Raw genomic sequence first — 13,875 nt, 5'->3', positions numbered from 1 at the left:
CCCCCGGACCCGGCCGCCACATCGCCCCCACCCCCCTGCACATCGACCCCCTCACCGGACTCCACCTCGCCCGCAGCCTCGGCGACCTCGGCCGCGCCCTCGAAACCCGCCTCGCCCCCCTGGGCACCGAAGCCGACCACCAGGCCATCCTCGCCATCGACGCCGACGGCCGCGTCTACAGCCTCGACCACACCGGCGACTGGTACCTCGGACCCGACATCGACCACGCCCTCGTCACCCTCATCACCGGCGCCCACCCCACCCGACTCACCAACCCGTCAACTTGACCCGGGCCTGAAGGACCGGGTTTGGAGGTAGCGCCCAGCTGGCTGCTGGGTTGGCTCCTCCGTCCAGACACCCCCTATGGGGTGGCAGGGACGCGTGACTCACGCCCCGCGGCCCCGGCAGACCGCACCACCGACCCCCGGCAGCCGCAGCGGCCCCACCACCCCGCAGCCCCACCAACGCCGGCACCCCCAGGCGCCCCTGCCGGCCCCAGCACCCGCACACCCGCGCCACCCACCAGCAGCACGCGCGGCCCCCACGTGCAGCCCGCGGCCGACGGCCCGCGCCTACGCACCCACCGGCAGCACCGCAGACACCCGGAACCCGCCCGCCTCCGTCGGCCCCGACACGAACACACCCCCGAGCCCCGTCACCCGCTCCCGCATCCCCACCAGACCGTTCCCCCCACTCGGCAGCCGCGCATCCGCCGCCGCCGCGTCCGACGGACCGTTCTCCACCTGCATCGCCACCTCGTCCCCCCGGTGCGCCAACCGCACCACCACCTCCGCACCCGGCGCATGCTTGTGCACGTTCGTCAACGCCTCCTGCACCACCCGGTACGCCGTCTGCTCCACCTCCCGCGCATACGACCGCACCTCCCCCGCCACCACCAGCTCCACCACCGTCCCCGCCGCCCGCGACTGCTCCACCAACGCCTCCACACCGTCCAACCCCGGACCCTCCTCGCCACCAACCCCACCCGCACCTGCCACAACCGCCACCCCACGCCGCACCGCACCACCCTGCGACCGCACCTCAGCACCCGGCTTCTGCACCGGAGCCTCCGCACGCAGCACCCCCAACATCTCCCGCAACTCCGTCAGCGCCTGCCGCCCCATCTCCCCCACCAGCGCCGCGTTCCTCACCGCCTTCTCCGGATCCTTCACCGCAACCGCCTGCAACGCCGCCGCGTGCACCACCATCAGACTCACCCGGTGCGCCACCACGTCGTGCATCTCCCGCGCGATCCGCGTCCGCTCCTCCGTACGCGCCAACTGCGCCCGCTGCTCCGCCTGGTCCGCCAACAGCGACAACTCCTGCTCCAGGCTGTCCGCCCGCTCCCGCAGACTCTCCATCAGCCGCCGCCGCGCCCCTATATACAGACCGAACAGCACCGGCGGCGCCGTCAGCCCCAACGCCACGAACCACGCCATCGCCGGCACGAACCACGCGTCCGGACTCAACTCCTCCGACGCCGCCGCATCACCCCGCACCAACACCCACGTCACCAAGCCCGTCGCCACCAGCGACATTCCAGCCAGCACCGCCGTGATCCGCCGCGGCACATCCGACGCCGCCAACGTGTACAGACCCACCATCCCCAGCAGAAAACCCATCTCCGCCGGCGTCACCGCGATCGACACCAACACCACGACGACCGGCCACCGCCGCCGCACCACCAGCACGGACCCCACCAGCGCCCCGAACAGCACCCCCACCGGCACCGGCACCGCCGTCTGCTGCGCGAACCCGACACCCTCCGCCGCGCACTCCGCCATCGACAGCACACCGAGCGTGACATCAAGCACGGCGCTGCGCCGCCGCTCCCACCACCACGGACCACGGCGCTCGACGGCGCCCGCAGCGTCCTGGACTACCCCCGTTTCGGTCATGCGCCCCAGCCTACGGGCGGGCCCGCCACCCCCGCCCTGCGAGGTGCGGCCCAGCACGGACACACGCGGCGCGCATCCGAAACCGCCACCTTTCGCTCGAACAACTGAACCGCTGCGACTTTCGAGCCGGTAGCTCACATTCCGGTCGACGCTGTCCGCATGACGAACACCACGACCAGCCCCCACGCCGACTTCGAGCACCTCCGCCAACAGGCCGTCGCCCTCCGCCGGCAGGGCTTCAGCCTGCGCGAGATCCGCGACGCCCTGGGCGTCCGCAGCAAGGACGTCCTGAGCCGCCTGGTCAGGGGCGAACCTCCGGCAGAACGGACGAGGCGCCACCGCGCCAAGGACGACCTCCGCGAACGCGCCCGCGAGCTGCGCCGCCAGGGCATGACCTACGACGAGATCAAGGCCGAGCTCGGCTGCTCGAAGAGTTCGGTGTCCCTCTGGGTCAGGGACCTCCCGAAGCCGGAGCGCCGGCCACCGTCCGAGCAGGCGAAGCTGGCGGCACGCAAGCGCTGGGAGCACGAACGGGAGCGCCGCGAGGAGGATCGCCGCCACAGCAAGCAGACCGCCCGGCAGGCCGTCGGCGACCTCTCGGAACGCGAGCTGTTCCTGACGGGGGTGGTGCTGTACTGGGCGGAAGGCGCCAAGGACAAGGCGTACGCCCGCCGGGAGCGCATCCACTTCGTCAACAGCGATCCGAACGTGATCCGGCTCTTCCTGAGGTGGCTCGCCCTGCTCGGCGTGAGCCCCGACCGGCTACGTTTCCGGGTCAGCATCCACGAGTCGGCCGACGTCGGCTCGGCAGAGCGGTTCTGGGCGGACGTGGCGGGCGTCGACGTGTCCGCCCTCCAGAAGGCGAACCTCAAACGGCACAACCCCAAGACGGTGCGCAAGAACACCGATGACGCGTACCGGGGGTGCCTGCTCGTCTACGTGACGCAAAGTGCCGAACTCTACCGTCGCACGGAAGGCGCTTGGTACGGCATAGTAGGGGCTGCGTCCGCAACCGATCACAAGAATCGGACATAGCGACCATCCCGGGTCGTCTAAGGGCAAGACGTCAGATTTTGGCTCTGATCATGGGGGTTCGAGTCCTCCCCCGGGAGCACGTTGCAGGTTCGGATCCTGACCCACCGGTCAGGATCCTTCTTCATGCGCGGGGCGCACACGGCGGAGCCGCCTCGTGGCCCGCTCCAGGCCGCTTCGAGTCCCCCCGGTATCCTGCGGATGTCCACCACCCGATTGCCGAAGGGCCCCTCCGTGAGCGCACCACGCCCGGCCGCCGTCGTCGTCCTCGCCGCGGGTGAGGGCACCCGCATGAAGTCCAAGACCCCGAAGGTCCTGCACGAGATCTGCGGGCGCTCCCTCGTCGGGCACGTCGTCTCGGCCGCGCGGGAGCTGGACCCCCGGCATCTGTGCGTGGTCGTCGGGCATGCGCGCGAGCAGGTCGCGGCGCACCTGGAGGAGCACTTCGCAGGCACCCGCACGGCGGTGCAGTACGAGCAGAACGGCACCGGGCACGCCGTGCGCATGGCGCTAGAGGAGCTCGGCGGGGAGCAGGTCGACGGGACCGTCGTCGTCGTCTGCGGGGACACGCCGCTGCTGTCGGGCGGGACGCTGCGGGCGCTCGCCGCGACGCACGCCGCCGACGGGAACGCGGTGACGGTGCTGACCGCCGAGGTGCCGGACTCCACCGGGTACGGGCGGATCGTGCGGGACGCGGCGAGCGGTGCCGTGACGGCGATCGTGGAGCACAAGGACGCCACGGAGGAGCAGCGGGCCGTCAAGGAGATCAACTCCGGGGTGTTCGCGTTCGACGGGCGGCTGCTGGCGGATGCGCTGAAGCGGGTGCGGACGGACAACAGTCAGGGCGAGGAGTACCTGACCGATGTGCTGGGGATCCTGCGGGAGGCCGGGCACCGGGTCGGGGCGTGTGTGGCGGTGGACCACCGGGAGATCCTGGGGATCAACAACCGGGTGCAGTTGGCCGAGGCGCGGGCTCTGATGAACCGGCGGCTGCTGGAGGCGGCGATGACGGCGGGGGTGACCGTGGTCGATCCGGCGTCGGTGCAGGTGGATGTGACGGTGACGTTCGAGCGGGACGCCGTGATCCATCCGGGGACGCAGCTGCTGGGTGTGACGCATGTCGCGGAGGACGCGGAGGTGGGGCCGAACACGCGGCTCCGGGACACAACCGTCGGTGCCGGGGCGCGGGTGGACAACACGGTGGCGGACGGCGCGGTGGTCGGGGAGCGGGCCTCGGTGGGGCCGTTCGCGTATCTGCGGCCGGGGACGCGGCTCGGGGTGCAGAGCAAGATCGGGACGTACGTGGAGACGAAGAACGCGTCGATCGGTGAGGGGACGAAGGTTCCGCACCTGTCGTACGTGGGTGACGCGACGATCGGTGAGTACACGAACATCGGTGCGGCGTCGGTCTTCGTGAACTACGACGGGGAGAAGAAGCACCACACGACGATCGGGTCGCACTGCAAGACCGGGTCGGACAACATGTTTGTGGCTCCTGTCACGGTCGGGGACGGGGCGTACACCGCCGCGGGCTCCGTGATCACCAAGGATGTGCCGGCGGGTGCGTTGGCTGTCGCCCGTGGTCAGCAGCGGAACATCGAGGGTTGGGTGGCCAGGAAGCGGCCTGGCAGCGCGGCTGCGCAGGCGGCGATGACGGCTGCTGGAGAGGCCGGCGGCGAAAGCTGACCGAAAACGCGTGCGTCGAACTCGGCGTAACGTGGTACGTGCACACATTTTCGGCTGGTTCGCGGGATCGGGACACGCGGCCAGAGGACACGTCTGAGGAGACAGTGCTGTGACCGGGATCAAGACGACCGGCGAGAAGAAGCTGATGCTCTTCTCCGGCCGCGCCCACCCCGAGCTGGCCGAGGAGGTCGCGCAGCAGCTTGGCGTCGGTCTGGTGCCGACGAAGGTCTTCGATTTCGCCAATGGTGAGATCTACGTCCGGTACCAGGAGTCGGCGCGCGGCGCGGACTGCTTCCTGATCCAGAGCCACACGGCACCGATCAACAAGTGGATCATGGAACAGCTGATCATGATTGATGCGCTGAAGCGGGCTTCCGCGGCGAGCATCACCGTGATCATCCCGTCGTACGGCTACGCGCGGCAGGACAAGAAGCACAAGGGGCGTGAGCCGATCTCGGCGCGTCTGGTGGCGGACCTGCTGAAGACGGCGGGTGCGGACCGGATCCTGACGGTGGATCTGCACACGGACCAGATCCAGGGCTTCTTCGACGGTCCGGTGGACCACCTGACGGCGCTGCCGGTGCTGGCGGACTACGTGGGCGCGAAGGTGGACCGGTCGAAGCTGACGGTCGTGTCGCCGGACGCGGGCCGGGTGCGGGTGGCGGACCGCTGGTGCGACCGGCTGGACGCGCCGCTGGCGATCGTGCACAAGCGGCGTGACAAGGACGTGGCGAACCAGGTGACCGTCCACGAGGTCGTGGGTGAGGTCGAGGGCCGGGTGTGCGTGCTGGTCGACGACATGATCGACACGGGTGGGACGATCTGTGCGGCGGCCGAGGCGCTGTTCGCGCACGGTGCGGAGGACGTCATCGTGACGGCCACGCACGGCATCCTGTCGGGTCCGGCGGCGGACCGGCTGAAGAACTCGAAGGTGAGCGAGTTCGTGCTGACGGACACGCTGCCGACGCCGGGCGAGCTGAACCTGGACAAGATCAAGGTGCTGTCGATCGCTCCGACGATCGCGCGTGCGGTGCGTGAGGTGTTCGAGGACGGTTCGGTGACGAGCCTCTTCGAGGAGCAGGGCTGATCCGCCGCCCCTGAGACTGCTGGAGGGCCGTCTTCCGCCTGCGGGCGGGGGGCGGCCCTTCGCCGTGTGCGCGGCCACCACCGCGGGAGGGCGGTCCGGTCGGGCGCCCGGGCCCGTACGGGCCGGGGGCGGCGGGTGGCGTGCCGGCCGCAGGGCCGGGTGGCGTACCGGGCCCACCGTCCCACCGTCCCGCCGGCCCACCGGCACCGCCGGAACGCTCTCCGCGCTGCCTCCGGCCCGTACGGCCCCGGCGCCTGACCGGCCCGCCCCCGCTGCCTTCGGGGACGGACGACACGGCGGCCCCCGCCCGGTTGATCGAATTGGTGGCCGGTGGGGGGCCGAGTAGACTGGCGCAGTTGCTCGGCGAGGGAGGCCGTGGTGGAGACGCCCGGCGGTCCGTTATCGACGCGCTCTTCGTAGCAGGCCAGGTCGTGGCCGAGTGACCACGAGTTGTCCGTTCGAGAGTTACGAGGAGTGCTCATGTCCGAGGTGAAGCTCACCGCCGAGGCCCGTACCGAGTTCGGTAAGGGTGCCGCCCGCCGTATCCGTCGCGCCAACAAGGTTCCGGGTGTGCTGTACGGCCACGGCACCGAGCCGGTGCACCTGACGCTGCCGGGCCACGACCTGATGATGGCGCTGAAGACGGCGAACGTTCTGATCTCCCTGGAGCTGGAGGGCAAGAACGAGCTGGCGATCCCGAAGGCCGTGCAGCGTGACCCGCTGAAGGGCTTCCTGGAGCACGTCGACCTGCTGCTGGTGAAGCGGGGCGAGCAGGTCTCCGTGGAGATCCCGGTGCAGACCGAGGGCGAGCTGGCCCCGGGCGGCAACCTGCTGGAGCACGTCCTGTCGGCGCTGCCGGTCGAGGCCGAGGCCACGCACATCCCCGAGTCGCTGACCGTGTCGGTCGCGGGCCTGGAGGCCGGTGCGTCGGTGCTGGCGAAGGACGTTCCGCTGCCGAAGGGTGTCACGCTCGCCGTGGACGCCGACGCCGTGGTGCTGCAGGTGCTGGCCGCGCAGGCCGAGGAGCCGGCCGGCGAGGGTGAGGGCGACGAGGCCGCCGAGGCCTGAGCCTGATCCGGTTCGTCTTGAGTTCGTGGGGGGCGCTTCGCGCCCCCCACACCCCTATGGAGGCACACGCGGATGACGGCGGACGCGAGTACGCCCTGGCTGGTGGCCGGTCTCGGCAATCCGGGTCCGGGGTACGCCGGGAACCGGCACAACGTCGGGTTCATGGTGGTCGAGTTGCTGGCGCAGCGGATGGGCGGTTCGTTCAAGCGGCACGGCAAGGCGCAGGCGCAGGTCGTGGAGGGGCGGATCGGTCCTCCGGGGCCGGCGGGGCGCCGGGTGGTGCTGGCGAAGCCGATGTCGTACATGAACCTGTCCGGTGGGCCGGTGGTGGGGCTGCGGGACTTCTACAAGGTGCCGACGGGCCGTGTGGTGGCGGTGCACGACGAGTTGGACATCGACTTCGGGGCGCTGCGGTTGAAGCTCGGTGGCGGGGACAACGGCCACAACGGGTTGAAGTCGATGACGAAGGCGATGGGGGCGGAGTACCACCGGGTGCGGTTCGGTATCGGGCGGCCGCCGGGGCGGATGCCGGTGGCGGATTTCGTGTTGAAGGACTTCTCCTCCGCGGAGCGCAGGGAGTTGGACTACTTCGTGGACCGGGCGGCGGACGCGGTGGAGTGTCTGGTGTTGGAGGGGCTGGAGCGGGCGCAGTCGGCGTACAACTCGTGACCTGGGTGAGTTCTCTCCGGAATTGACGGGTTGCGGTCCTATGGCCAAGGATCGCTTGCCCATGAGCCCCAGGAACACCAGTACCCCTCAGCGTTCTCGGTCCGCGAGGCGGCCCGCGCGTTCCCGGCGTGCCAGGAAGCGGATGAGGGTGTTCCCGTATGTCCGTGACGGTGTGCTGGTGCTGGTGGTGTCGGTGCTGCTGGTGGCGGGGGTGTGGGCGTCCTGGGGGACTGCGCAGCATGTGCTGTTGTCGAAGGGGCGGGTGCACGGGGTGATGACGGTCACGGGGTGCGGTGCGGAGGTGTGCACGGGGCGGTTCGTGCCGGATGACGGGGTGGCGCCGGCGCGGACGGACATGACGATCGCGCGGTCCGTCGCGGTGGCGAAGGGCGAGGCGTACGCGGTGGTGGTGAAGCCGGACACGTCCGAGGTGGTGCGTACGGGCTGGGCTGGGGGTCTGTACGCGTGGCTGCCGCTGGCGGGGGCGCTGGTGCTGGCGTCGTTCGTGGTGGGGGGCGGGTTGCGGTGGTCGCGTACGGCGTGGTGTGCGGGTGTGGCGGGCGGGGCGCTGTTCGTGGCGTCGTTCCTGGCCCTGTGACGAGATTTCTACGGGATGGCGTACAACCATTTCAGTTGTGGCTGAATAGTTATGAGGGATCCGGCGGGCAGGTCAGGTGTATCGGGACGTATGGGGTTCTTTCTGCTTGACGGGGTGGCCGGGTCGTCAGGAGGCTGAGCCGCCGCCCTCCACACGGCCCCTGCACCTCTCTCACGTTGGACTGCCCATGCGCCTTTCCACGACCACCGGCGCGCTGGTGGCGGCTGCGGCCTGCTCGCTGCTGCTCGCCCCCGCCGCGCACGCCACCAACGCCTCGGACCCGTACGAGGTCCCGTTCCACCACGCGAAGGACCTGCCGATCACTGCCACCTCGTGGACTGGTGACACGGAGAAGGCCTGCGCGGACGTCCCCGCGGACCAGGACGGCTGGCACTTCGTGCTGCCGAAGAAGGCCTACTCGTTCGTCAAGCTGACGGTGGAGTTCAAGGAGGGCGGGGAGCAGGTCGTCGAGACCTTCGGCCCGCCGACCGACAAGCACGCCTATGTGGGCTCCGCGGCCGGGGACACGCTGCTGTCCGCCACGGCCGAGGTGAAGGGCCTGGACAAGAAGGGCCGTAAGGCGGCGAAGTTCAACCTGTCGCACGTCTGCCCCGCGACCGAGGAGCCGGAGCCGTCGGGCTCGCCGGACCCCTCGGGCTCCCCCGACCCGAGCCCGTCGGTGTCGGAGTCCACGGACCCGAGCCCGTCGGTGTCCGAGTCCACGGACCCGTCGGAGTCCCCGGCCACGGAGCCGACCCCGTCGGCGTCCGCGTCGATGCCGGAGGAGACCGCTTCGTCCGCCGCTCCCGCGCCGTCGGAGTCGTCCGCGACCGGTGACCTCGCGGAGACCGGCTCCAGCGCCCCGGTGGGCGCCCTGGCCGGCGTGGCGGCCGCCCTGGTGGCCGGTGGCGCGTTCCTGGTGATGCGCCGCCGCAAGGGCGCGCAGCAGCACTGACGCTGACCCGCGTAAGGGGGAAGGGCCCCCGCCGGAGCGATCCGGCGGGGGCCCTTCCGTATGCGGGGGGTGCGGGCGTCAGCCGGTGTTGCGGAGGCCGGCGGCGACGCCGTTGACGGTGAGGAGGAGGGCGCGGGCGAGCAGCGGGTCGGCGGGGGCCTCGGCGGCGGCCGCGTCGCGCTGGCGCTTGAGCAGGGCGACCTGGAGGTAGGAGATCGGGTCCAGGTAGGCGTCGCGGATGGCGAACGTCTGCTTCAGGACGGGCTGGGCGTCCAGCAGCTCCTTCTCACCGGTGACGCGCAGGACCTGCTCGACGGTGAGGGCGTGCTCGGCCTCGATGGTGGCGAAGACGTGCCGCAGGTGCTCCGGCACGAGCGTCTCCACGTAGTGGCGGGCGATCCGCAGGTCCGTCTTGGCGAGGGTCATCTCGACGTTCGACAGGAAGTTGCGGAAGAAGTGCCACTTCTCGTACATCTCGCCCAGGACGTCGTCGAGTCCGGCGTCGCGCAGCGCCTTGAGGCCGGAGCCGACGCCGAACCAGCCGGGGACGATCTGGCGGGACTGGGTCCAGCCGAAGACCCACGGGATGGCGCGCAGGCCGTCGAGTCCGGCGCCGGAGTCGGGGCGGCGGGACGGGCGCGAGCCGAGGTGCAGTTCGGCGAGCTGGTCGACGGGGGTGGAGGCGAAGAAGTACGCCGGGAGGTCGGGGTCCTCCACGAGGCTGCGGTACGCGGTGTGCGCGGCCTCGGACGCGGTGTCCATCGCGGCGTCCCAGCGGGCGAGGGCCTCGTGGGTCTGGCGGGGCCCGGTGTGGAGCGCGGACGCCTGGAGGGTGGCGGCGACGGTAAGTTCCAGGTTCTCCCGGGCGAGGGACGGGATGAGGTACTTGTCGGAGATGACCTCGCCCTGCTCGGTGACCTTGATCTCGCCTTCCAGGGTGCCCCAGGGCTGCGCGAGGATCGCGTCGTGGGAGGGGCCGCCGCCGCGGCCGACGGTGCCGCCGCGGCCGTGGAAGAGGCGCAGCCGCACGCCGTAGCGGTGGGCGACGTCGCGCAGCCGGCGCTGGGCGCGGTGGATCTCCCACTGGGAGGTGGTGATGCCGCCGAACTTGGACGAGTCGGAGTAGCCGAGCATGACCTCCTGCACGTCGCCGCGCAGGGCCACGAGGCGGCGGTAGGAGGGGTCGGCCAGCATGTCGTTGAGGATGACGTCGGCGGCGCGCAGCTCGTCGGTGGTCTCCAGGAGCGGCACGATGCCGATCTTGGCCCAGCCGGCGTGCAGGTCGACGAGGCCGGCCTCGCGGGCGAGGACGGCGGCGGCGAAGACGTCGTCGGCGCCCTGGCACATCGAGATGATGTAGGACTCGATGACTTCGGGGCCGAAGCGCTCGAAGGCGGCCTTGACGGTGTGGAACACGCCGAGGGTCTTCTGGCCGGCCGCGTCGAGCGGGGCGGGGCTCGGGGCGAGGGGCCGGCGGGAGCGCAGCTCCTTGGCGAGGAGCTTCTGCCGGTACTCGCGGGGCATGTCGGCGTAGCGCCAGGACTCCTCGCCGAGGCGGTCGAAGAGCTGGCCGAGGGTGTGGTGGTGGGCGTCGGCGTGCTCGCGGACGTCCATGGTGGCGAGCTGGAGGCCGAAGGCGGACAGGGTGCGGATGGTCCGGTCGAGGTGGCCCTCGGAGAACAGGCCGCCGCGGTGCTCGCGCAGGGAGGTCTGGATCAGGCCGAGGTCGTGGAGGAGCTCGGCGGTGCCGAGGTAGTCGCGGCCCTCCTGATGGGGGGTGCCCTTGGCGAGGCGGTCGCGGGTGTTCTCCAGCTTCTGCCGGATGCAGGTCGCCTTGAGGCGGTAGGGCTCCTCGGCGTTGAGCCGCTTGTAGCGGGGGCTGATCTCGGGGAGCCGGTCCAGGTCCTTCTGGAGGGAGTCCAGGAGCTCCTGGGTGGCGCCGGCGTAGCGGATGGAGTTGGAGAGCAGGCCGCGCAGCTCGTCGATCATGTCGATGGCGTCGTTGAGGCCGTGCTCGTGCTGGAGGATCAGCACTTCCCAGGTGACGGCGGGCGTCACGTTCGGGTTGCCGTCGCGGTCGCCGCCGATCCAGGTGCCGAAGGTGAGGGGGCGGGTGCCGGGGGGCAGCTCCACGCCGACGCGCTCCAGCTCGGCGGCGAGGTCCTCCAGGACGTCACCGACGGCGCCGGCGTGCAGCTCGTCGAGGTAGTAGATGGCGTTGCGCGCCTCGTCGGCGGGCTCGGGGCGGACGACGCGCAGTTCGTCGGTCTGCCAGATGAGGTCGATGTTCTCGGCGAGGCGCAGGTCGTGGCGGCGCCGGTCGGCGGCCGTGACGGGCTCGTCGAGGAGGGCGGCGATGCGGCGCAGCTTGTTGAGGACGGAGCGGCGGGCGGCCTCGGTGGGGTGCGCGGTGAAGACCGGGCGGACGTTGAGGTGCTTGACCGTCTCGCGTACGTGCTGCGGGTCGCCGTCCTTGAGCATGTCGGCGGTGCGGGCGAGGAGACCGCCCTCGGCGGCGCGCCGGGCGCGCATCTCGCGGCCGCGGTGGACCTGCTCGGTGACGTTGGCGAGGTGGAAGTAGGTCGAGAAGGCGCGTACGAGCTTCGCGGCGGTCTCGAGTTCGGTGCCGCGCAGCAGCTCGGCCGCGGCGTCGCCGTCCTCGCGGGTGAGGCGTCGGACCTTCTCGACGAGTTCGAGGAGCTCGGGGCCCTCCTGCCGTACGAGGGTCTCGCCCAGCAGGTCACCCAGGCGGCGGATGTCGGCACGCAGCTCGGTGCTGGCGGAAGGGGTCTGGTCGGCACTGCTCACAGGTGCGGCTCCTTGCAGTGATGAGCACGTCGTCTGGAGGGGTACTGCTGTGGTGTCCCCGGGAATGCCCCTTCGAACGGGTGGCCGGTTTCGCTGGGCGTTCCCTTCGGGGAGCTGCGGACCGCGCTGTCCGACGACACACAGGATAGGTGTCCGCCGGTGCCACGCCGTCAACAGCCCTCTTGCCGTCGGGCGGCGCGCTGCCATACTTACGATGCCGTAGGTTACGGGACCGTAGGGACATCTCCCTCGGACCGCGCGTGCCGCCTGTGTCGTCGTGCGGCGTTCCGTACACCGATCTCATCGTCGTCTCACCCCCCAGGGACCCACATGACCACGAGCCCCGACGTGCTCAGGGACTCCGTGCAGGACTCCGCGTCCGGCACGGAGACCGCCTCCGTACCCGCTTCCGCACCCGGCTCCGGCCCGGGTTCGCCGTCCGCGACGCTGGGCGGCGACAACAAGCGCTCGATCGAGCAGATCGCGCTGCTGCTGTTCATCACGGTGCCGTTCGTCGCCCTGGTGGCGGCGGTGCCGCTGGCCTGGGGGTGGGGGGTGAGCTGGCTGGACCTCGGGCTGATGACGGCGATGTACTTCATCGGCTGCCACGGGATCACGATCGGGTTTCACCGGTACTTCACCCACGGTTCGTTCAAGGCGAAGCGGCCACTGCGGATCGCGTTGGCGATCATGGGGTCGCTGGCGGTGGAGGGCCCGCTGGTCCGCTGGGTGGCGGACCACCGCAAGCACCACCGCTTCTCGGACGCGGACGGCGACCCGCACTCGCCGTGGCGGTTCGGGGAGAGCGTCCCGGCCCTGCTGAAGGGGCTGTGGTGGGCGCACATCGCCTGGATGTTCGACGAGGAGCAGACGCCGCAGCAGAAGTACGCACCGGACCTGATCAAGGACCCGGCGATCCGCCGGATCTCCCGCCAGTTCGTGCTGTGGACACTGGTGTCCCTGCTGATCCCGCCGCTGGTCGGCGGCCTGGTGACGATGTCCTGGTGGGGCGCGTTCACCGCGTTCTTCTGGGGCTCGCTGGTGCGGGTGGCGCTGCTGCACCACGTGACGTGGTCGATCAACTCGATCTGCCACGCGGTCGGCAAGCGGCCGTTCAAGTCGCGTGACCGCTCCGGGAACGTGTGGTGGCTCGCGGTGCTGTCGTGCGGCGAGTCGTGGCACAACCTGCACCACGCGGACCCGACGAGCGCCCGGCACGGGGTGATGCGCGGGCAGGTGGACTCCAGCGCCCGGCTGATCCGCTGGTTCGAGAAGCTGGGCTGGGCGTACGACGTGCGCTGGCCGTCCGAGTCCAGGATCGACTCCCGGCGGCAGGACCAGCCCGCGCAAACGGCATGATGGACGGCGTGGCGATCGACAGCAGCATCAGCAGCGACAAGCCCAGGCGCGGCCGCCGGGTCCGGATGACGGGCGCGGAGCGGCGCCAGCAGCTGCTCGACATCGGCCGGACGCTGTTCGCCCAGAAGGGCTTCGAGGGCACGTCGGTAGAGGAGATCGCGGCGAAGGCCGGGGTGTCGAAGCCGGTGGTGTACGAGCACTTCGGCGGCAAGGAGGGGCTGTACGCGGTCGTCGTGGACCGGGAGATGCGCCAGCTCCTGGACATGGTGACGGGCGCGCTCACGGCGGGGCACCCGCGGGAGCTGCTGGAGCAGGCCGCGTTCGCGCTGCTGGACTACATCGAGACGTACACGGACGGCTTCCGGATCCTGGTGCGGGACTCGCCGGTCGCGCAGTCGACCGGTACGTTCGCGTCGCTGATCTCGGACATCGCCACGCAGGTGGAGGACATCCTGGGCCTGGAGTTCAAGGCCCGCGGCTTCGACCCGAAGCTGGCGCCGCTGTACGCGCAGGCGCTGGTGGGGATGGTGGCGCTGACCGGCCAGTGGTGGCTGGACGCGCGGAAGCCGAAGAAGGCGGAGGTCGCGGCGCACCTGGTGAACCTGGCGTGGCACGGCCTGGACGGCCTGGAGCCGAAGCCGCGGCTGATAGGCCACCGCAAGAACTGACCCCCGGCCGGCCCCGGCCCCGACCCGGTCCGGCCCGGCTCCGGCGC

Annotated in this window: 12 protein-coding genes and 1 tRNA gene; 11 read left to right on the top strand and 2 right to left on the bottom strand. The window is 71.0% G+C overall.

The features are described from left to right. The coding region (locus tag BJP40_RS04870; protein ID WP_177204300.1) for an SUKH-3 domain-containing protein at positions 1-287 on the top strand (287 nt) is incomplete at its 5' end. 285 nt (positions 288-572) lie between these two features. Here BJP40_RS04870 and BJP40_RS04865 read toward each other — a convergent pair. Then, positions 573-1,898, bottom strand: a complete 1,326-nt coding sequence (locus tag BJP40_RS04865; protein ID WP_071278901.1) for a sensor histidine kinase — start codon at positions 1,896-1,898, stop codon at positions 573-575. A 159-nt stretch (positions 1,899-2,057) separates the two neighbouring features. On the opposite strand from BJP40_RS04865, the gene BJP40_RS04860 reads away from it, so the two are divergent. The 8 genes from BJP40_RS04860 (at position 2,058) to BJP40_RS04825 (ending at position 8,993) form a co-directional block, all read left to right on the top strand. After that, on the top strand, positions 2,058-2,933 hold the full coding sequence (locus BJP40_RS04860; RefSeq protein WP_071278862.1) for a hypothetical protein: 876 nt from the start codon (positions 2,058-2,060) through the stop codon (positions 2,931-2,933). Between the two features lie 6 nt (positions 2,934-2,939). Beyond that, positions 2,940-3,010 (top strand) — tRNA-Gln (locus tag BJP40_RS04855). A 154-nt stretch (positions 3,011-3,164) separates the two neighbouring features. Beyond that, entirely contained in the window at positions 3,165-4,616 is a 1,452-nt protein-coding gene (glmU, locus tag BJP40_RS04850; RefSeq protein ID WP_071270460.1) for a bifunctional UDP-N-acetylglucosamine diphosphorylase/glucosamine-1-phosphate N-acetyltransferase GlmU, read from the top strand. Positions 4,617-4,725: 109 nt separating this feature from the next. Continuing rightward, entirely contained in the window at positions 4,726-5,703 is a 978-nt protein-coding gene (locus tag BJP40_RS04845) for a ribose-phosphate diphosphokinase (RefSeq protein WP_071270457.1), read from the top strand. Between the two features lie 480 nt (positions 5,704-6,183). Then, a complete protein-coding gene (locus BJP40_RS04840; RefSeq protein WP_071278860.1) occupies positions 6,184-6,771 on the top strand; it encodes a 50S ribosomal protein L25/general stress protein Ctc in 588 nt (195 codons plus the stop codon). A 72-nt stretch (positions 6,772-6,843) separates the two neighbouring features. Next, positions 6,844-7,440: an aminoacyl-tRNA hydrolase gene (pth, locus tag BJP40_RS04835; protein WP_071278858.1), complete on the top strand. Its 597-nt coding sequence runs from the start codon at positions 6,844-6,846 to the stop codon at positions 7,438-7,440. A gap of 142 nt (positions 7,441-7,582) precedes the next feature. Next, positions 7,583-8,038, top strand: a complete 456-nt coding sequence (locus tag BJP40_RS04830) for a hypothetical protein (RefSeq protein ID WP_071278856.1) — start codon at positions 7,583-7,585, stop codon at positions 8,036-8,038. A gap of 187 nt (positions 8,039-8,225) precedes the next feature. Then, positions 8,226-8,993: an LPXTG cell wall anchor domain-containing protein gene (locus BJP40_RS04825; protein WP_071278854.1), complete on the top strand. Its 768-nt coding sequence runs from the start codon at positions 8,226-8,228 to the stop codon at positions 8,991-8,993. A gap of 78 nt (positions 8,994-9,071) precedes the next feature. Here the strand turns inward: BJP40_RS04825 and ppc are convergent, their stop codons facing one another. Continuing rightward, entirely contained in the window at positions 9,072-11,801 is a 2,730-nt protein-coding gene (gene ppc / locus BJP40_RS04820; RefSeq protein ID WP_071278852.1) for a phosphoenolpyruvate carboxylase, read from the bottom strand. A gap of 330 nt (positions 11,802-12,131) precedes the next feature. On the opposite strand from ppc, the gene BJP40_RS04815 reads away from it, so the two are divergent. Together BJP40_RS04815 and BJP40_RS04810 are read left to right on the top strand one after the other, a co-directional pair. After that, positions 12,132-13,160 (top strand): fatty acid desaturase, encoded by a 1,029-nt coding sequence (locus BJP40_RS04815; RefSeq protein WP_226962612.1) that lies wholly within the window; start codon positions 12,132-12,134, stop codon positions 13,158-13,160. Continuing rightward, positions 13,160-13,828, top strand: a complete 669-nt coding sequence (locus BJP40_RS04810) for a TetR/AcrR family transcriptional regulator (RefSeq protein WP_071264697.1) — start codon at positions 13,160-13,162, stop codon at positions 13,826-13,828. Before BJP40_RS04815 ends, BJP40_RS04810 begins: the two co-directional genes overlap by 1 nt. Positions 13,829-13,875: the final 47 nt, after the last annotated feature.

This window comes from Streptomyces sp. CC53, assembly GCF_001865245.1.
GTDB lineage: Bacteria > Actinomycetota > Actinomycetes > Streptomycetales > Streptomycetaceae > Streptomyces.
The sequence above is the reverse complement of the archived record's forward strand: the minus strand, read 5'-3'. Positions and strand labels throughout refer to the sequence as shown.

Excerpts from the sequence above, each read along its gene's own strand:
- BJP40_RS04865 (WP_071278901.1), bottom strand. The coding sequence starts at position 1,898 with ATGACCGAAACGGGGGTAGTCCAGGACGCTGCGGGCGCCGTCGAGCGC.
- BJP40_RS04860 (WP_071278862.1), top strand. The coding sequence starts at position 2,058 with ATGACGAACACCACGACCAGCCCCCACGCCGACTTCGAGCACCTCCGC.
- BJP40_RS04840 (WP_071278860.1), top strand. The coding sequence starts at position 6,184 with ATGTCCGAGGTGAAGCTCACCGCCGAGGCCCGTACCGAGTTCGGTAAG.
- pth (WP_071278858.1), top strand. The coding sequence starts at position 6,844 with ATGACGGCGGACGCGAGTACGCCCTGGCTGGTGGCCGGTCTCGGCAAT.
- BJP40_RS04830 (WP_071278856.1), top strand. The coding sequence starts at position 7,583 with ATGAGGGTGTTCCCGTATGTCCGTGACGGTGTGCTGGTGCTGGTGGTG.
- BJP40_RS04825 (WP_071278854.1), top strand. The coding sequence starts at position 8,226 with ATGCGCCTTTCCACGACCACCGGCGCGCTGGTGGCGGCTGCGGCCTGC.
- BJP40_RS04815 (WP_226962612.1), top strand. The coding sequence starts at position 12,132 with ATGACCACGAGCCCCGACGTGCTCAGGGACTCCGTGCAGGACTCCGCG.
- BJP40_RS04810 (WP_071264697.1), top strand. The coding sequence starts at position 13,160 with ATGGACGGCGTGGCGATCGACAGCAGCATCAGCAGCGACAAGCCCAGG.